7 protein-coding genes are annotated in these 19,429 nt (G+C 63.8%); 3 read left to right on the top strand and 4 right to left on the bottom strand.

The genetic code is table 11. From position 1 onward, the window contains the following. From BFW87_RS02095 to BFW87_RS02105, 3 genes are all read right to left on the bottom strand, one after another. A partial coding sequence (locus BFW87_RS02095) for an N-acetylmuramoyl-L-alanine amidase (RefSeq protein WP_078738340.1) occupies positions 1 to 788 on the bottom strand: 788 nt, incomplete at its 3' end. A 123-nt stretch (positions 789 to 911) separates the two neighbouring features. After that, complete coding sequence (locus tag BFW87_RS02100; RefSeq protein WP_078738341.1) at positions 912 to 2,231, bottom strand: ATP-binding protein; 1,320 nt, start codon at positions 2,229 to 2,231, stop codon at positions 912 to 914. Continuing rightward, a complete protein-coding gene (locus BFW87_RS02105; protein WP_017254138.1) occupies positions 2,231 to 2,926 on the bottom strand; it encodes a response regulator in 696 nt (231 codons plus the stop codon). The genes BFW87_RS02100 and BFW87_RS02105 overlap by 1 nt, the downstream gene beginning before the upstream one ends. Before the next feature lie 162 nt (positions 2,927 to 3,088). Here BFW87_RS02105 and dsbD point away from each other — a divergent pair, with 162 nt between their 5' ends. From dsbD to dsbG, 3 genes are read left to right on the top strand one after another with little or no spacing between them, the layout of a single operon-like run. Then, positions 3,089 to 4,816 carry a protein-disulfide reductase DsbD gene (dsbD, locus tag BFW87_RS02110; RefSeq protein WP_078738342.1) on the top strand — a complete coding sequence of 576 codons (1,728 nt, stop codon included), beginning with the start codon at positions 3,089 to 3,091 and terminating at the stop codon, positions 4,814 to 4,816. Continuing rightward, complete coding sequence (locus BFW87_RS02115) at positions 4,816 to 5,661, top strand: TlpA disulfide reductase family protein (protein WP_078738343.1); 846 nt, start codon at positions 4,816 to 4,818, stop codon at positions 5,659 to 5,661. The genes dsbD and BFW87_RS02115 overlap by 1 nt, the downstream gene beginning before the upstream one ends. Then, entirely contained in the window at positions 5,637 to 6,398 is a 762-nt protein-coding gene (dsbG, locus tag BFW87_RS02120; RefSeq protein WP_078738344.1) for a thiol:disulfide interchange protein DsbG, read from the top strand. The genes BFW87_RS02115 and dsbG overlap by 25 nt, the downstream gene beginning before the upstream one ends. 115 nt (positions 6,399 to 6,513) lie before the next feature. Here dsbG and BFW87_RS02125 read toward each other — a convergent pair whose 3' ends face one another. Continuing rightward, entirely contained in the window at positions 6,514 to 19,413 is a 12,900-nt protein-coding gene (locus BFW87_RS02125) for a non-ribosomal peptide synthetase (RefSeq protein WP_078738345.1), read from the bottom strand. Between the last annotated feature and the right edge of the window lie 16 nt (positions 19,414 to 19,429).

The raw sequence follows: 19,429 nt of genomic DNA on the forward strand, positions 1-19,429 counted from the left end.
CAAATAACGGATATGTACTCACTCAACCCCCGATACCGATCATTCAACGCATACAAAATCGCGCAAGTCTCGGCGTCCAAAAAACCGCAATAATCCCGACTGCGAAAGTGCATCTGAAACGCCCGAGTCCGCTGCTCAAACGCCTGACGATTCGACGCGGCCTTATACCCATACCGCTGAAACGCCCGCTCCACCTCAACCTCCGGCGGCAACCCCAGACAAAACCGCCGCTGATACATCGCCCGCGTGGCCTCATCAAACCAGGCCCCAACCCCCGCCTCATGCAAACACCGCCACGGCAGCCGAGGCCCCGGATCACTCTTGCGCCAATACGCCACATCCGAATGCCCAAGAACGTCCGTCGGCCCAATCTGCGGATACCGACCCAACACATCACGAACCAACGCCACCAGCACCTCCACCTGCGCCTGCCCATACGCCGGAAACGTAAACACCCCAGCGTCATCCCGCGCCAGGTTAACGATCTCCACACCAATCGAGCGGCTATTGAGGTTATCCCGCCCAGCCCAATAGCTCACCCCGGCATGCCAGGCGCGCTTGTCCTCATCCACCAGGCGAAACACCCGCAGCTCGTCATACCCCCGCGTACGGTAACCAGGCTCGTCAGGGTCGGGCAGCAAGTAATGCGCGCTGACGCCATGTCGGGTCAGGGTATGCAAAGACGACGCAAACGGCGCCGCGGTGTAATGCAGGATCACCTGACGCACGGGCTCGCCGTTGCGTTCGTTGAAATCCTGGGCGGGGAAACTGCTGTCAATCACCAACATAAGTGCTGTCCTTTTCAATCCAGGCCAACTCATTCGGCCCGTTCAAACGCAAAAAAATTACCGCCATCCTGAGGTGTTCAATCTCGGGAGGGCGGTAATTATTTAGGACGTGAAAAGAACGAATCAGCGGCGCAACGGCATGCCCAGGTCAACCCGCAAGCCGTCCGGCTGGCTGTCGAACTTCAACGAGCAAGAGCAGCGCTGTACGATCGCCTGGACAATCGCCAACCCGAGCCCGCACCCCTCGCTGCTGCCATTGCGCCAGAAACGCTGGGTCAGGTGTTGCATGTCCTCGCTGGAGATCTGCTTGCCATGGTCGCGCACGCGGAACACCACATTGTCGGTGCCCGTGAACACACTCAGCTCCACACGAGTGTCCGCCGGCGTATGGCGCAAGGCGTTATCCAGCAGGTTACGCAGGGCCGCAACGGCCAGGCCCACGGGCATTTCCACCGGCATGGCTGACAGGTTGGCGGGCAGGATCAGGTCGATGCGCGAGTTATCACCCGCATTGGCATCCTGAATCGCCAACCGCGCCACTTGCTCGGCGCTGGAGTGCATGCCGTCGTCAAACGACAGGTTGCCCTCGACCCGCGCCAGCAACAGCAATTGCTCCAGCGTGCGGTGCAAGCGGTCGGCGCCCTCCTCGGCGTGGGCCAGGGACTGGTCGCGCGCCGCGCCGTCGGTCATGCGCGCCACTTGCAGGTGGGTCTTGATCGCCGTCAGCGGGCTGCGCAGTTCATGGGCAGCGTCACCGGTGAGACGACGCTCGCGCTCAATAGTCTTGGCGATGCGCTGTAAAAGCTGGTTCTGGGTGTCGAGCAGCGGTTTCAGCTCGCTGGGCAGCGGGTGGATCTGCAACGGTTCGAGGGAATCGGCACTGCGGCGCATCAACGCGTCACGCATGCGGTTGAGCGGCACCAGGCTCTGGCCGATGCCCAACCACAGCAGGCACAGGCAACCGAGCAATGCCACGCCCACCGGCACCGACGCCGCCAAGAGGATCGACAGGTTCAGCGCCTCGCGCTCGACCTGGCGGTCGGCGGTGGTGATCAGCAAGTCGCCTCGGGACAAGGTGAAACTGCGCCAACCCACGCCGTCGATCATCTGGTCGCGAAAGCCACTTTTGCGCGACTCCAGGCCTTCATCCGGGGTGGTATGGCTGCGCGCGAGAATTTCCCCGCGCAAGGAGCTGACCTGACAAGCCATGCCCCCCGGCACATTCAACTGCTCGGTGCGCAAATGCGTGGTGCTGCTCATACTGGCAAGGCCCGGCATCTGCTCGGTCAGCCCCGCCACCATGCGCGCCGATGCCACCAGCCGCTGGTCGAGGGAAAACATCATCTGGTTGCGCAGATCGTTGAGCATCCAGGCTGCCGCCAGGGCCCAGATCAGCACAAAAGCGGCGCCCAGCTTGAACGTCAGGCGCAGGCGCAGGCTCATCACGAAACGGTTTCTCCCTCTTCAACAGCGCCGCCGTCAGCAGTGCCCAGGCGATAACCCAGGCCGCGCACGGTCTCGACAATGCCGTTGCCTAATTTGCGCCGCAGGTGGTGGATATGTACGTTCAGCGCGTTGCTTTCCAGTTCATCATTGAAGCCGTAGACGCTGTCTTTGAGCTGTTCGCTGGACAGCACGCGCCCCTTGTTGTGCAACAGGGCTTGCAGCAGCGCCTGTTCCCGGCGGGACAAGTCCACCGGCTGGCCGCCGAGGAATGTCTCGCGGCTGCTCGGGTCGTAGGCCAGGCGGCCGTGCTCGATCAGGTTGACGCTGCGCCCGGCCACGCGCCGCAACAGGGTTTGCAGGCGGGCGGCGAGTTCGCGCAGGTCGAAGGGTTTGAGCAGGTAGTCGTCGGCACCGGCTTGCAGGCCGTCGACGCGGTTGGTCACCGAGTCGCGCGCGGTCAGGATCAGCACCGGAATTTCGAGGCCCTGGCTGCGCTGTTGTTGCAGCAGCTTGAGGCCGTCTTCATCGGGCAAACCGAGGTCGAGCACCATGATGTCGAACGTGGCGGCTTTAAGCATCGCCCGAGCGGCGCCGGCGCTGGCCACGCGCTCGACGGTAAAGCCCTGGGCGCTGAGGCCGGCCACAATGCCGCTGGCGATCAGTTCGTCGTCTTCACAGACCAGTACGTGCATGGTTAACCCTTCATGAAAGATGGGGGAATTAAAGGTGCCGCCGATTAAGCGCAGATTATGCCGCTAAAACCGGCCCGCACCCTCTAGAATAGCCGCGGTTAATCATCGGTTAATAAACGCCACACATTGTGTGCCTAACTTGCATCGAACTAAGGCTTGACCATGCGGCATCTGTTTACCTTTCTGCTGGTGTTGTTCGCAGGGTTTGCCCAGGCAGCGCCGGGTAATCCCTTTGAGACCAAACCCGATTTTCTGCCGGTGGGCAAAGCCTTCACGTTTACCTCCGAGCGTCTTGAAAGCGGTGAAACCCAGCTGTATTGGCAGATTGCCGACGGATATTACCTGTATCAGCAACGCCTGAAGTTCGACGGCCTCGCGCAAAAACCGGCATTGCCTGAGGGCGAAGCCCATAGCGACGAGTTCTTCGGCGAGCAACAGGTGTATCGCCAGGGCCTGGAAGTGAAGATTCCAGCGGGTGCCACCGGCCAGGTCAAGCTGGGCTGGCAAGGCTGCGCCGACGCGGGCCTGTGCTACCCACCGCAGTCGATCACCGTGGATCTGGGCGGTAACCCGGCCGTTGCGGCGACCGCGCAAGCCCAGGACCAAAGCCTGGCCAGCGGCCTGCAGCAACGCAGCCTGGGTTGGAGCCTGCTGGTGTTCTTTGGCTTGGGTCTGTTGCTCGCATTTGCGCCGTGTTCGCTGCCGATGCTGCCGATCCTTGCAGGTCTGGTGGTAGGCAGTGGCGCCAGCCCGCGTCGCGGTTTTGCCCTGGCCAGCAGCTATGTCGTGTGCATGGCGCTGGTGTATGCGGCGCTTGGCGTATTGGCCGCGCTGCTCGGCGGCAACCTCGCCGCGCTGCTGCAAACGCCCTGGATTCTGGGCAGTTTCGCTGCACTCTTTGTCATCCTCGCCCTGCCGATGTTCGGTTTCTTTGAACTGCAATTGCCGGCCTTCCTGCGCGACCGCCTGGACAACGTCAGCCGTCAACAAAGCGGTGGCAGCCTGGTAGGTGCAGGCGTTCTTGGCGCCTTGTCCGGCTTGCTGGTGGGCCCGTGCATGACCGCGCCACTGGCTGGCGCGCTGCTCTATATCGCGCAAAGCGGCAATGCACTGCACGGCGGCCTGATCCTGTTTGCCATGGGCATCGGCATCGGTATCCCGCTGTTGTTGCTGGTGACCGTGGGCAATCGCTTCCTGCCCAAGCCAGGCACCTGGATGAACGTGCTCAAGGGCATCTTCGGCTTCCTGTTCCTTGGCACTGCCGTGTTGATGATTCGCCCGGTCGTGGATGCAAGCCTGTGGATCGGCCTGTGGGGCGCCCTCGCGCTGGTGATGGCTTACTGCGGTTGGACGCTGGCCCGCGAATACGGCCTGGCTGCCAAAGTGTTCGGCGCCGGTTCGCTGGTGCTCGGCCTGTGGGGCGCGGTGCTGGTAGTCGGCGCGGCGGGTGGCAGCGACGACCTGTGGCAACCGTTGAAGGTCTACGGCGGCGCCAATACTGCCGCTGCGCCGAGCGCCCACGACGCCTTCATGACCATCAACGACCCGGCCGTACTGCAAAGCCAGCTCGACAGCGCCAAGGCCCAGGGCCAATGGGTGCTGGTGGACTACTACGCCGACTGGTGCGTGTCGTGCAAGATCATGGAAAAACAGGTGTTCGGCAAACCCGACGTGATGGACGCCCTCAAAGACGTGCGCCTGCTGCGCCTGGACGTCACCGCCGACAACGCCGCCAGCCGCGAATTGCTCGGGCGCTACAAAGTGCCGGGGCCACCGAGCTTCGTGTGGATCGGCCCGGACGGTGAAGAACGTCGCGCCCAGCGCATTACCGGCGAAGTGGATGCCGAAGCCTTCCTGCAACGCTGGACCCAAACCCGGGACGCGCGCTGATGCTGACCCTGACCATCGGTACCTTTGCCATCGCCCTGAACCATATCCTGCTGATCGGCGCGCTGATTCTCGCCACCCTGGTGGGCTGGCGTGTGGCCAAGCGTGGCGGTGAGAACCCGGAATCGGTGCTGTTCAGCCTGTTCTTGCTGGGCATGCTGGTGGCGCGCGTCAGCTTTGTATTGATGTACTGGAGCGATTACCGCCACGACCCACTGCAGATGGTCGACCTGCGCGACGGTGGTTTCCTCGCCTGGCCCGGCGTGATCGCGCTGATACTCGGCGCCCTGCTGTACGGCTGGCGGCGCCCCGCCCTGCGCACGCCGCTGGGCGCCGGGGTGGTCACCGGCCTGGTGTTCTGGGGGCTGACCAGTGTGTCCCTGAGCCTGTACGACAAGGGCGCGCAACTGCCGGATATCACCCTGCGCAACGCCAATGGCGACGTGGTGCAACTGGCCGACTACAAAGGCGGCCCGCTGGTGATCAACCTCTGGGCCACCTGGTGCCCGCCGTGCCGTCGCGAAATGCCGGTGCTGGAGCGCGCGCAGCATCAACGCCCGGACGTGACCTTCCTGTTCGTCAACCAGGCCGAAAGCATGCAAAGCGTCAGCACGTTCCTCGCGACCCAGGGCCTGACCCTCGACAACGTGCTGTTTGACGCCAGCGGCCGCCTCGGCCAGGCCGTGGGCTCCATGGCGCTGCCGACCACGCTGTTCTATCAAGCCGACGGGCGTCTGATCAACAGCCACTTGGGTGAACTGTCCCAAGCCAGCCTGGCCCGCGCCATGGAACCCTTCGATACTGCCCCTGCAAGGAAACCGACATGCCAAGCCTCCGCCACCTGCTGACCCTGCTGCCACTGACGCTGGCGGCCACGCTGGCCCACGCTGAAGACTGGCCGGCACCGATCAAACAGATCGAGGCCAAAGGCGCAAAAATCCTCGGCAAATTCGACGCCCCCAGCGGCCTTACCGGGTATGCAGCGCAATACCAGAACCGCGGTATGGCCCTGTACCTGACCGCCGACGGCAAAAGCGTGATCGCCGGCAACCTGTACGACGCCCAGGGCACTGACCTGAGCAGCGCACCGCTGGAAAAACTGGTGTACGCGCCGATGGCCAAGGAAGTCTGGGCCAAGATGGAACACAGCAACTGGATTCAGGACGGCGATAAAAACGCACCGCGCATCGTCTACCTGTTCAGTGACCCCAACTGCCCGTACTGCAACATGTTCTGGGAGCAGGCGCGGCCGTGGGTCAAGGCCGGCAAGGTGCAGTTGCGCCACATCATGGTCGGGATCATCCGTGAGGACAGCCCGGGCAAATCCGCCGCACTGTTCGCCGCCCAGGACCCGCAGAAAGCCCTGGAAGAACACGAAGCCGCCGGCAAGGGCAGCAAATTGCAGGCGCTGGACAAGATCCCGGCGGATATCGAAGCCAAGCTCGATGCAAATATGAAGTTGATGGAAGAGCTGGAATTGTCGGCGACGCCAGCGATTTTCTATCTGGATGACAAGGGTGGGTTGCAGCAACAGCAAGGGGCACCGTCGCCGGAGAAGTTGTCCAAGATTCTTGGGCCGAAATAAGCGGCGCCTGGGCTGACGCCATCGCGGGCAAGCCCGCTCCCACCTTTTGAACTGTGAATACATTCAAATGTGGGAGCTGGCTTGCCTGCGATGAGGCCCTGACAGCCACTGAAGATCAGAGCCCCTCCAGCTCCGCCATCAAATCACTCAACCGGTCCACCTTCTCGGCACTGATGTCATTCGCCGCCAGCCCGTCGATGTACTCGGCCAACTCCGCCACTGTGCTGCACTCGAACATCGCCCGCAGCGGCACATCCCGTTGCAGGATTTTCTGCACGCGGGAGGCGATCTGCGTGGCCAGCAACGAATGCCCGCCCAGTTCGAAGAAGTTGTCCTGCACGCCCACCCGTTCGACTTTCAGCACTTCGGCCCAAATCGCCGCCAGGGTGGTCTCCAGTTCATTGCGCGGCGCCACATAGTCCTGGCTGTGCAACTGGCCGATTTCCAACTCAGGCAACGCCTTGCGGTCGAGTTTACCGTTGGCGTTCAACGGCAGACGGTCCAGCCACAACCAGTGCAACGGCACCATGTATTCCGGCAGTTCAGCGCGCAGGCGCTGCTTGATGCGGTCCAGGCGTTCGCTCGGGCTGAGGGCGGCATCGGCCGCAACCAAATAGCCCACCAAATGCTTGCCGTTGACACCTTCCTGTACGCCGACCGCGGCATCGCGCACTTCCGGTTGCTCGTGCAGGCGCGCTTCAATTTCACCCAATTCGATGCGGTAACCGCGAATTTTCACTTGATGGTCGATACGCCCGACGTACTCCAGCACGCCATCGCTGCGCCGGCGTGCCAAGTCGCCCGTGCGATACAAACGCTCACCCGGCGCACCGAAGGGGTTTGGCACAAACACGGATGCGGTGCGCAGCGGATCGCTGACATAACCACGCCCAACCCCTGTCCCGGCCACGCACAACTCACCGACAGCGCCCTGCGGCACCAGCTCCAGCGCGCCGTCCAAGAGGTACAAACGGTTGTTGTCGGTCGGTGTACCAATCGGCAGGTAAGTGCTGCGGGTGGAGGCCAAATCCACACGGAAGAACGCCACGTCGTCCGAACATTCCGCCGGGCCATAGGCGTTGACCAGGCCAATGTCCGGGTAACGCAGCAACCACTGGTGCGCCAGTTCCGGCGGCATCGCTTCACCGGTCGGCAGCATCCAGCGCAGGCCGTCCAGGCTGATGCGTTCCTGGGCGAGCATGCCCTGAATCAACGACGGCACGCTTTCCAGCACGGTAATACCCTGGGCCTGCACATGGGCCAACAAGCCTTGCGGGTCGTGGGCGATGGTGTTCGGCACGATATCCACTCGCGCGCCAAACAAGGGTGCGGCGAGGAACTGCCACACGGAAATATCGAAACTCTGCGACGCGGTTTGGGCAATCACATCCGCGCTGCTCAACGCCAGGTACGGCACCTTGCTCAACTGGTTGTTGAGCATGCCACGCTGTTCGACCATCACGCCTTTGGGCAAACCGGTGGAACCTGAGGTGTAGATCACATACGCGAGGTTGTCCGGGCCACTGTAGACGCCCGGGTTGTCATCCGCCTGCGCCAGCGCGTCCCACACCAGCAGCTTCGGCCGAGAAGAACAGGCGAATGCTTCGAGCAATTCCAGCGCCTGTTCGCGGCAAGCCTGCGTGCACACCAGCATGGGCGTGCGGCTCAGGTCGATAATGCGGCTCAGGCGCTGACTCGGCAGGCCCGGGTCCAGCGGCAAGTAACCGGCACCGGCCTTGAAGCTGCCGATGATCACGCCCAGCAGGTCGAGGTTGCGCTCGGCCAACAAGGCGACGGGTTGATCCAGGCCCACGCCCGCCTTGATCAGCGCGTGACCGAGGCGGTTACTGCGACGGTTCAGTTCGGCGTAGCTCCACTGCTGCTCGAGGCAGCTGGCGGCGATACGCTGCGGATGCGCGGCCACCTGGGCTTCGAACAACTCGATGTAGCTGCGCTCCAGCGGGTAGTCATGCTCGCTTTGATTGCAGCCCTCAACCAGAAACTCACGCTCCTGCTCGCCAATCAGCGGCAGGTCCGCCATGTCGCCATGGAAGCCCTGCACCAACGCCAGCAGCAGTCGCTTGAACTCGCCGAGCATGCCTTGCACGGTGGTTTCGTCGAAGTAACGCTTGTCGTAAGACAGGTGCAAACCAAGGTCATCGCCCGGGTAGCACACGGCGGTCAACGGGAAGTTGGTGTGGGTGCGGCCGGAATCCGACGTGGCATTCAGGCTTTGCGCACGGTCCAGCACCGAGACTTCCACCGGGGCGTTTTCGAACACGAACAGGCTGTCGAACAGCGGCTGGCCCTTGGGCAGTTCACTGTGCTCCTGGATCGTCACCAACGGCAGGTATTCGTACTCGCGCAATTGCATGTTGCTGTCGAGCAAGCCGCTCAACCACTGGCGCACGCTGAGACGCTGAGCGTCTTCCGGCAGTTTCACCCGCAGCGCAATACTGTTGATGAACAGGCCGACGGTGCGTTGCATCTCCGGCATTTCCACCGGGCGACCGGCCACGGTCACGCCGAACAGCACGTCACGATCGCCGCTCAAGCGTCGCAACACCAACGCCCATGCCGCCTGGGCAAAGGTGTTCACGGTCAGTTGATGGGCCTGGGCCAGTTCGCGCAATTGCGCGCCATCGCGGGCATCGAGGCGGGTGTAGCAATCGCCCACTACCATGCCGCCGCTGTGGCCCGCGTGTTCGCGCAGAAACGGCCGGTCGCTCGGGATCGGCGTGGTGCGCTCGAACCCTTGCAGGTTCTGCTGCCACCACTGGCGCGCCTCGGCGAGGTTCTGGCGTTGCAGCCAGGCGATGTAGTCGCGGTAACGCGGCGGCGTGGCCAGTTGCGCGTCGCGGCCTTCGCCCAGCGCCATGTAGAGTTCGAAGAAGTCATTCATCAGCAGCGAACGGCACCAGGCATCGATCAGGATGTGGTGGTTGCTCATCATGAACCAGTAGCGCGCTTCGCCGACGCGGATCAGGCGCAGGTGGAACGGCGCCTGGTTGAGCAGATCAAAACCGGCTTCGCGTTCGGCCTTGAGCAAGGCTTGCAGGCGCGGTTCCTGCTCGCTTTCCGGGTCGGCACTCCAGTCGAGGTATTCGATCGGCGTGCTGCCCGGCTTGTGGATCACTTGCAGCATGTCTTCGCCGACGTTCCAGCAGAACGAGGCGCGCAAGGCTTCATGCCGGGCGATGACCGCCTGCCAGGCCCGGGCAAAACGCTCAGGGTCCAGGGCGCTGTTGATGCGGTAGCGGTCCTGCATGTAGTAGAGGCCGGTGCCCGGTTCCAGCAGTGTGTGCAGCAACAAGCCTTCCTGCATCGGCGTCAGTGGATAGACGTCTTCGATGGCGCTGGCCGGCACCGGCAAAGCGTCCAGTTGCGGTTGCGTCAGGCGCGCCAGCGGGAAGTCAGACGGCGTGAGGCCGCCCGCGTCAGCCTTGAGGCAATGCGCGATCAGGCCTTGCAGCTCGGCCACATAGGCGTCCGCCAGTTCGCGGATGGTCTGCTGGTCATGGCGTTCGCGGCTGAAGGTCCAGCGCAGCACCAGTTCACCGCCGTACACCTGGCCGTCGACGCTGAGCGCGTTAGGCAGCGGCGCGTCCGGGTCATGGGCCTGGCCTGCCGACTCGTCCAGCGGATGGAACAGCGCATCGGCGCCAAAGCTCTGGTCGAATTGGCCAAGGTAGTTGAAGGTGATTTGTGCGCTCGGCAATGCGGCCATGGTCTCCCGGATCAGGTCGTCGGCCAGATAACGCAGTACGCCATACCCCAACCCCTTGTGCGGCACGCCGCGCAGTTGCTCCTTGATGGCCTTGATCGAAGCGCCCTGCTCCGCCTGAGGCGTCAAGCGCAACGGGTAAGCGCTGGTGAACCAGCCGACGCTGCGGGTCAGGTCGATTTCATCAAACAGGCTTTCGCGGCCGTGGCCTTCCAGCTGGATCAGCGCCGAGTCGTGGCCGCTCCAGCGGCACAATACGCGGGCCAATGCGGTCAGCAACAGGTCATTGACCTGGGTGCGATAGGCACTCGGGGCCTGTTGCAGCAACTGGCGCGTGTACTCGGCATCCAGGCGCACGCTGACGGTGTCGGCGTCGCGGTTGCGCAGCGAGCCTTGCGGGCGATCCACCGGCAATTCCAGCGCCGGGCCTGCCAATTGGTCCTGCCAGAGACTCAACTCTTCGCGCAGGGATTCGCTGCCGGCATAGGCCTGCAAGCGCGCCGCCCAATCCCGCAGGGCGCTGGTCTTGGCCGGCAAACTGACCGACTCGCCGTCACTGAGTTGGCGGTAGACGTTTTGCAGGTCTTCAAGCAAAACACGCCACGACACGCCATCGACCACCAAGTGATGGATCGCAATCAGCAAGCGCTGTTGGCCCAGTGGGCCATCCACCAGCAAGGCGCGCAGCAGCGGACCGTTTTCGAGGTTGAGGCTGCGCTGGGTGTCGGTGCACAAGGCGCTGCACTGGTCCATATCGCGCACTTGCGCCTGCATCAGCACGCCGCCCTGGGGCACGGCCAAATGTTCGGCGTGCCACTGGGCATCGCGCGGGGTGAAGCTCAGGCGCAGCGCATCGTGGTGGTCCAGCACGGCCAGCAGTGCCTGTTCCAGGCGATGCGGATCAAGCAGTTGCAGCGGTTTGAGCAGCAGCGCCTGGTTCCAGTGCTGACGGTTTGCAATGTCGGTATCGAAGAACCAGTGCTGGATCGGCGTGAGGCCCGAAGGGCCGGTCAACACACCTTGCTCGGCGGTGACCTGCTCGGTTCGCGTGGCCACGGCCGCCAGGGTTTGCACGGTCTGGTGCTGGAACAGGTCGCGGGGGCTGAAGTGAATCCCAGCCTGCCGCGCGCGGCTGACCACCTGGATCGACAGGATCGAATCGCCGCCCAGCTCAAAGAAGTTATCGTCCAGCCCCACGCGCTGCACGTTCAGCACCGCGCACCAGATGGCCGCCAGGGTTTGCTCAAGTTCGCTGCGCGGCGCCACGTAGTGTTGGCGATTCGCCTCCGGGTCCGGTTGCGGCAAAGCACGACGATCGAGTTTGCCGTTGGCGGTCAGCGGCATGCTGTCGAGTACGATCAGGTGCGCCGGCACCATGTAGTCCGGCAGCTGCGCCTTGAGATGCGTTTTCAAGGACTCGCGCAGGGCGCCGTGGTCGGCATCACTGACCAGATAGGCCACCAGCTGTTTGCCGCTCGGCGAATCCAGCGCCAGCACCACCGCCTCACGCACAGCTTCGTGTTCCAGCAGGCGGGTTTCGATTTCGCCCAGTTCAATGCGAAAACCACGGATTTTCACCTGATGGTCGATACGGCCCAGGTACTCCACCAAGCCATCGGCGCGTTGGCGCACCAGGTCGCCGGTGCGGTACAAACGGCCACCGTTCAAGGCGAACGGATCGGCGACAAACCGCTCCGCCGTCATCCCCGGACGCTGGTGATAACCCTGGGCCAGACCGGCCCCGCCCACGTACAACTCGCCGGTCGCGCCTTGCGGTACCAGCGCCAGGTCGGCGTCGAAAATATAGGCCACGCGGTCACCGATGATGCTGCCGATCGGCACGCTGCCGGCGCCCTCCTCCAACTCCTCAGGCGCAAGGCTAGCCAATGGCATCACCACGGTTTCGGTCGGGCCGTAGGCGTTGAAAAACACCTCGGGCTGGAAGGCGGCACGAATGCGTTGCAGGTGTTCGCCGGTCAACGCCTCACCGCCGGTGATGCACATGCGCACCGGCAACGTCTGGTGCCGGGTCGCCAGCCATTGCGCCAACTGGCTGCCGTAGCTCGGCGTGAAGCCCAGAACAGTGATGCGATGGTCACGAATCAACCCGCAGATTTCCTCGGCATCCCACTGGCCCTGCGCGCGCAACACCACGTGCGCACCGCTGAGCAACGGCACCAGCAAACGCTCGGTGGCGGCGTCGAAGTTGATCGAGTAAAAGTGCAGCTCACAGTCATCCGGGCGCATGCCGAAACGCTCGATCACAGCCTGGCAATGCATGGCGATTTCACCGTGGGACACCACCACGCCTTTGGGCTTGCCGGTGGAGCCGGAGGTGTAAATCAAGTACGCCTGATGTTGCGGCAGGCTGATAAACGGCAGCTCGTCCGCAGGGTAATTCGCCAGCACGGGTGAGTCATCTTCGAGGCACCAGCAGGCGACGCTCGCGGGTAATTCGCCAAGCGCTTCAAACATCGCCGCATCACTGAGCAGCAGGCCGATGCCGCTGTCTTCAATCATGTAATGCAGGCGGTCCAGCGGGTATTCCGGGTCCAGCGGCACGTAGGCACCACCCGCCTTGAGGATCGCCAACAGGCCGATGACCATTTCCAGCGAACGCGGCAGCGCCAGGCCAACGCGCACCTGCGGGCCCACGCCGCGCTCTCTCAGCATCCAGGCCAAGCGATTGGCGCGGGCGTCGAGTTCAGCGTAGGTCAGCGTTTCGCCTGCGAAGGTCAGTGCCGGAGCATCGGCGCGATCAAGCGCCTGCTGGCTGAACAGCTGATGGATGCACTGGTCGAGACGATGCTCACCGGCCTCGACGCCGAGGCTTTCCTGCAATGCGCGCTGCTCGGCGCCCGTCAGCAATGGCAATTCACTCAGGCGCTGGTGCGGATTGGCAATCAACGCTTCCAGCAGGTTGCGCCAATGCTCGGCCATGCGTGCAATGCGCGGCTCATCGAACAGATCAGTGCTGTAGGTCAGGCAGCAACCCAGACGATGGTCCAGATCGGTGACTTCCAGGTTGAGGTCGAACTTGGTCGCGCGGGCATCGTTGGCCAGGTACTCGACGGTCATACCGGCCAGTTGACGGCTTTGCTGGAACTCCCAGCGCTGCACGTTGCACATCACTTGGAACAGCGGGTTGTACGCCGCGCTGCGCGGAGGCTGCAGGGCCTCCACCAAGTGATCGAACGGCAAGTCCTGATGAGACTGGCCTTCGATCACGGTGTGACGCACCTGCTCGAACAGCTCGCGCACATTCATCTGCCCATTGAGCTGGCAACGCAGCACCTGGGTATTGAGGAACGCACCGATCAGCCCTTCGCTTTCCGGGCGAATGCGGTTGGCTACCGGGGCGCCGATGCGCAGGTCGGTCTGGCCGCTGTAGCGGTAAAGCAGCACCGCCAAAGTGGCGGTCATGGTCATGAACAACGTCAGGCCACGTTCGGCATTGAAGGCACGCACGCGGGCCGCCAGGTCGTCGCTCAGGTCGAAGCGGTACAACTCGCCCCGGTGGCTTTGTACCGGCGGCCGTGGGCGGTCGCCGGGCAGTTCCAGCAAGGGATGTTCGTGGCCCAGTTGGGCGGTCCAGTAATCCAGCTGGCGTTGGCGCTCACCGCTTTCCAGCCACTGGCGTTGCCACACGCTGTAGTCGAGGTATTGCACGGGCAGAGGCGCCAACGGCGAGTCGCGCTCGTCGATAAAGGCTTCGTACAGCGCGCTGAGTTCACGGGCAAAAATGTCCATGGCCCAGCCTTCGGTGACGATATGGTGCAGGGTCAGCACCAGGTAGTGCTCCTGCTCGCCGGCCTTGACCATGCAGGCACGCAACAGCGGACCGGTTTCCAGATTGAACGGCGTGTGGGCCTCAACATCGGCCAGTTGCTGCAGGCGCCGCTGGCATTCGCTTGCGTTCAGCGCAGTGAAGTCCTGCCAGTCCATGCGCAAGCCGGTGTGTGGCGAGACCTTTTGATAGGCCACGCCGTCGACGCTCGGGAAGGTGGTGCGCAGGGTTTCGTGGCGCATGCTCAGCGCTTGTAACGCCGCCTCGAAGCGCCCTACATCCAGCACGCCGCGCAAACGCGCCATACCGCCGACGTTGTAGGCCGGGCTGTCAGGCTCCATCTGCCAGAGGAACCACATGCGCTGCTGGGAATAGGACAGCGGCACCGGTTGGCGGCGATCCACCGTGGCGATGGCCGTCTGTTGGTTGCGTTGGCCCACGGCCTGAATCCGGCTCACTTGCTCGGCAAAGGCGCCCAGCTCGCTGGCGTCGAACAAGGTGCGCAACGGCAGTTCGACGTCACAGGCCTGGCGGGTGCGGGAAATGATTTGCGTGGCCAGCAACGAGTGGCCGCCGAGGGCGAAGAAGTCGTCGCGCAGGCCAATGCGTGGCAGCCCGAGAACTTCGCGCCAGATTGCGGCGATTTGCAGTTGCAACGGGGATTGCGGCTCAACGTGTTCGCGGGTTTGCCACACCGGCTGCGGCAAGGCACGGCGGTCGAGTTTGCCGCTGGGGCTCAGCGGCATGGCGTCCAGGCGCATTAACAGCGCGGGCACCATGTACTCCGGCAGTTCGGCGGCCAGCGCGGTGTTGACCGCCTCTTCATCCAGCTCGGCATGGGCGGTGTAATAGCCGATCAACTGACCGTCGCGCACCTGCACCACGGCTTGGGCGATACCGGCCAGGGCGAGCATGCGGGCTTCGATTTCTTCCGGTTCCACACGGAAACCGCGCAGCTTCACCTGCTGGTCGAGGCGGCCGAGGTATTCGAGCACGCCGTCGGCGCTCCAGCGCGCACGGTCACCGGTACGGTACAGGCGCGCGCCCTGGTGGTCGGCGACGAAACGCTCGGCAGTCAAACCGGCACGGCCGAGGTAACCCCGGGCCAGGCCGATACCGCCAATGCAGAGTTCACCCGGCACACCCAGCGGCACGGGGTTGAGCTGTTCATCCAGCACGCGACACATCACATTGCCCAGCGGCCGGCCAATCGGCGAACGCTCACCGTCTTCGGCGGTGCAGTGCCAGTGGGTAACGTTGATTGCGGTTTCAGTCGGGCCATAACGGTTGTGCAACTGCACCGCCGGCAATTGCGCCAACACGCGGTTGCGCAACTCGGCGGGCAGCGCTTCGCCGCCGGAAAACAGGCGACGCAGGCTGGTGCATTGCGCTACCAGCGGTTCATCGATAAACAGCTGCAGCAACGGCGGCACAAAGTGCAGCGTGGTCACGCCATGTTCCTGCACCAGCTGCGCGATGCGGTGCGGGTCGCGATGCTCGCCCGGCCCCGCCAGCACCAGGCGGCAACCGCTGATCAGTGGCCAGAAGCATTCCCACACCGACACGTCAAAACTGATCGGCGCCTTTTGCATCAACACATCGGTGTCATTGAGTTGGTAGGTAGCCTGCATCCACTGCAAGCGCTCGGCCAGGGCCGCGTGGGTGTTGCCCACGCCCTTTGGCTGGCCGGTGGAGCCCGAGGTGTAGATCACGTAGGCGAGGTTGTCGCCGTGCAAATGCAGGCCCGGCGCCTGGGTTGGCCAGCTGTCCAGGTGCAGGCTGTCCATGGCGATGACGCACACGCCTTCAGGCGTCGGCAATTGTTTCAGCAGCGCGGTCTGGGTCAGCAGCAGGTGCACGCCGCTGTCTTTGAGCATGTAGGCCAGGCGGTCGGCGGGGTATTCCGGGTCCAGCGGCACATAGGCGCCACCGGCCTTGATGATTGCCAGTAGACCGATCAGCAGTTGTGGCGAACGCTCGGCGGCGATCGCTACGCACACGTCCGGGCCAACGCCTTTGTCGCGCAGGTAGTGGGCCAGGCGGTTGGCCTGGGTGTGCAGTTGGGCGAAGGTCAGGCTGCCGCCCTGCCAGACCAGTGCGAGGTCGTCAGAGGTGTTCCGGTTGAGCAATTCCGGCAGCCATTGTTCGGCGGGCGTGCACGGTGCTTCGCTCCACGGGCGCTGCTCATCGTGTTGCATCAGCTTGAGGTCACCGATCGCCTGTTGCGGCTGCTCAGTGACGGCGTGCAGCAGGTGAGTAAAGTGCTCGGCCAGGCGCTGGATGGTCGCGGCGTCGAACCGTTCGTCGGCGTAGTCGAATGCCAGGCTCAGGCGTCCGCTGCGGTCCTCTTCAGTGTGCAGTTGCAGATCGAACTTGGCTTCTCGGCTGTGCCACGGCAGCTCATCGGCAAGCATGCCCGGCAGGCGACGCAAGGCGCTCAAGTCGCGTTGTTGGTGGTTGAACATCACCTGGAACAGGCCCTGTTCGCGGGCTTGCGGGAAGGCTTCGAGCAGTTGTTCGAACGGCAGGTCCTGATGAGCCTGGGCGCCTATGACCGTCTCGCGGGTTGCGGCCAGCAGCTGGTTGAACGGCAAGCGCCCCTCCAGCTCGGCGCGCAGCACCAGGGTGTTGATAAAGAAGCCGATCAGGCTTTGGGTTTCCTGACGCGGACGGTTGGCATTCGGCACGCCGATGCGGATGTCGCGCTGGCCGCTGTAGCGATAGAGCAGGCTTTGGAACGCCGCCAGCAACAGCATGAACGGCGTGGACTCATTGGCCTGCGCGGTCTGGCGAATCGCTTCGCTGAGGCTGACACTCAAGCGCACGCTGTGACGCGAGGCGCTGTTGACGTGCTGCGCCGAACGCGCATGGTCAGTGGTCAAACTCAGGGTTGGATGCTCATCGCCCAGCTGCGTTTTCCAGTACGCCAATTGGCGCTGGCCTTCGCCTTCCGCGAGCCACTGGCGCTGCCAGCTGCCGTAGTCGGCGTATTGCAGGGCCAGGGGCGGCAGCGCCAGGGTTTGCCCTTGGGTTGCGGCGGCGTACAGGCGCGAGAATTCCTCCATGAGAATAGTCAGCGACCAACCGTCGGCGATGATGTGGTGCAGGGTCACCAGCAACTGGTGGTCTTCATCGTCCAGACGCACCAGGGTCACCCACAGCAGCGGGCCTTTTTCCAGGTCGAACGAGGTGCGCGCTTCGTCTTCGCGGATCTGTTGCGCGCGGGCTTCACGCTCGGCGGCGGGAAGGTCGCGCAGGTCGATGACCTGCAGGTCGAATGCAACGCTGGCCTCCACACGCTGGAAGGCTTGGCCATCGCGCTCGTAGAAACGCGTGCGCAGCGCTTCGTGGCGCTGGATCAGGTGCTGGAAACTGGCGCGCACCGCGTCTTCGTCCAGTTCACCGCGCAGGCGCAGGCCGCCGGGGATGGTGTAGGCGCTGCTCTGCGGGTCCAGTTGCCAGGTGATCCACAGGCGGTTTTGCGCCAGGGATTGCGGCAGATCGTCCTGACGCGACAGTGCCTGAATCGCGCCTTGGGCGACGCCGCCGTCCTGCTGCAACTGCCCCACGTGGGCAGCAAAGGCGGCCAGGCTGGGCGCTTCAAACAACATCCGCAGGTTCAGCTCCAGCCCCAGGGTTTCACGCAGGCGCGCCACCACTTGGGTGGCAGTGATGGAGTTGCCGCCGAGCAGGAAAAAATGATCATCGGCGGCGACGGACGTCACTTGCAGCTGTTCGCACCAGATGGCGGCGATCTGGTTTTGCAGCTCGGATTCCAACGCCGCTTGGCCAGCCTGCGCTTGCAGAGCCGGGAACTGCGCATAGCTGTCGAGGCTGCCGTCGGCATGGCGAAGCGCGCAGGCCGCACGCTGCACCTTGCCGCTGGAGGTCTTGGGCAAGGCGCCGGGGTTGAGCAATACCACCACGCTTGGGGCTTCTTGATACGCCTCGGCCACGGCTTGGCGAATGGCTTTGATCAACGCTTCGGGCGGCAGGATTTTCTGCACGCTGCGGCTGATTTCCGCCGCGATGCCGATGCCTTCCAGGCCCTGGTCTTTCACGGCAAACGCAGCAACGCGGCCTTTGCGCACCACTTCCACTTCACGCTCGATGGTCTGTTCGATGTCCTGGGGGTACAGGTTGTGGCCGCGCACGATCAGCAGGTCTTTGAGGCGACCAGTGATGTACACCTCGCCTTCACGGATAAACCCCAGGTCGCCGGTGCGCAGCCAGGTGCGGCCCGCGTGCTGGACGAAGGTCTTGGCGGTGGCTTCGGGGTTGCGCCAGTAGCCGTGGGCGATGCTCGGGCCCGCGGCCCAGAGTTCGCCGACGCGGTTGTCGGGCAGTTCGGTGAGCGTGTGTGGGTCGGCGATCAGCACGGCATGCTCCGGCTGGCGGGTGCCGCAGCTCATGATTGCGCTGCCCTGCCCAGGTTCCGCGCGGTTGGCGGCCAAGGCCTGTTCATCCAGGCGCAACGCCGGGATGCCCTGGTCACGGGTGCCGCCGGCAACAAACAACGTCGCCTCGGCCAGCCCATAGGACGCGAAGAAGTTGTTCGAGGAGAACCCGCACGGCGAAAACTTCTCGGCAAAGCGCTCCAGAGTATCCAGGCGGATCGGCTCGGAACCGGAATAAGCCACGCGCCATGTACTCAAATCCAGGCGCTCCAGGGCCGTTTCGCTGACCCGTTCACTGCACAAGCGGTAGGCGAAATCCGGGCCGCCACTGATGGTGCCGCCGTATTCGCTGATCGCTTCCAGCCAGCGCAGCGGCCGGCCGAGGAAGTACGCGGGCGACATCAGCACGCAGGGCACGCCGCTGAAAATCGGCTGTAGCAAGCCGCCGATCAGGCCCATGTCGTGGTACAGCGGCAGCCAGCTGACGATCACGTCGTCCGGGTTGAGGTCGATGCCAAACCCGCGGCGGATCAGCACTTCGTTGGCGACCAGGTTGCCGTGGCTGACTTGCACGCCCTTGGGCAAGGCGGTGGAGCCGGAGGTGTATTGCAGGAAGGCAATGTCGTCGGGCTGCAGATCCGGCGCCAGCCAACCGTCTGCAAGTGATGTTTCAAGCGTGTCGACGCTCACTACCGGTGGCGCATTGTCGATGTGCGAGAGGCCATCGCTCAGGCTCGCGATGGACAGCAGCAGGCGCGGTTCGGCGTCGGCAATGATCGACAGCAAACGCTCCTGGTGGTGACGGCGGTTGGACTCCGGCGGGTAGGCCGGCACTGCGATCACCCCGGCGTACAGGCAACCAAAGAACGCCGCGACATAATCCGGGCCGCTGGGAAACAACAGCACCGCGCGATCGCCCGGCGCCGCATGGGCCTGCAGGGCGGCGGCGATGGTGCGAGCACGCTGATCCAGGTCGTGATAACTGAGCACCACACTGTGCTCGGCAGACTCGGCGAGGAAGCGCAGGGCAACCTGGTCCGGCGTCTGGGCGGCACGGCGTTGAAGGGACTGGACCAGGGTACGGGGAAGTTCGAAGGCGTCCATCATGGGGTTCCTGCCTGAA

The sequence above is a fragment of the Pseudomonas fluorescens genome (assembly GCF_002022275.1).
Classification (GTDB): Bacteria; Pseudomonadota; Gammaproteobacteria; order Pseudomonadales; family Pseudomonadaceae; genus Aquipseudomonas; species Aquipseudomonas fluorescens_AJ.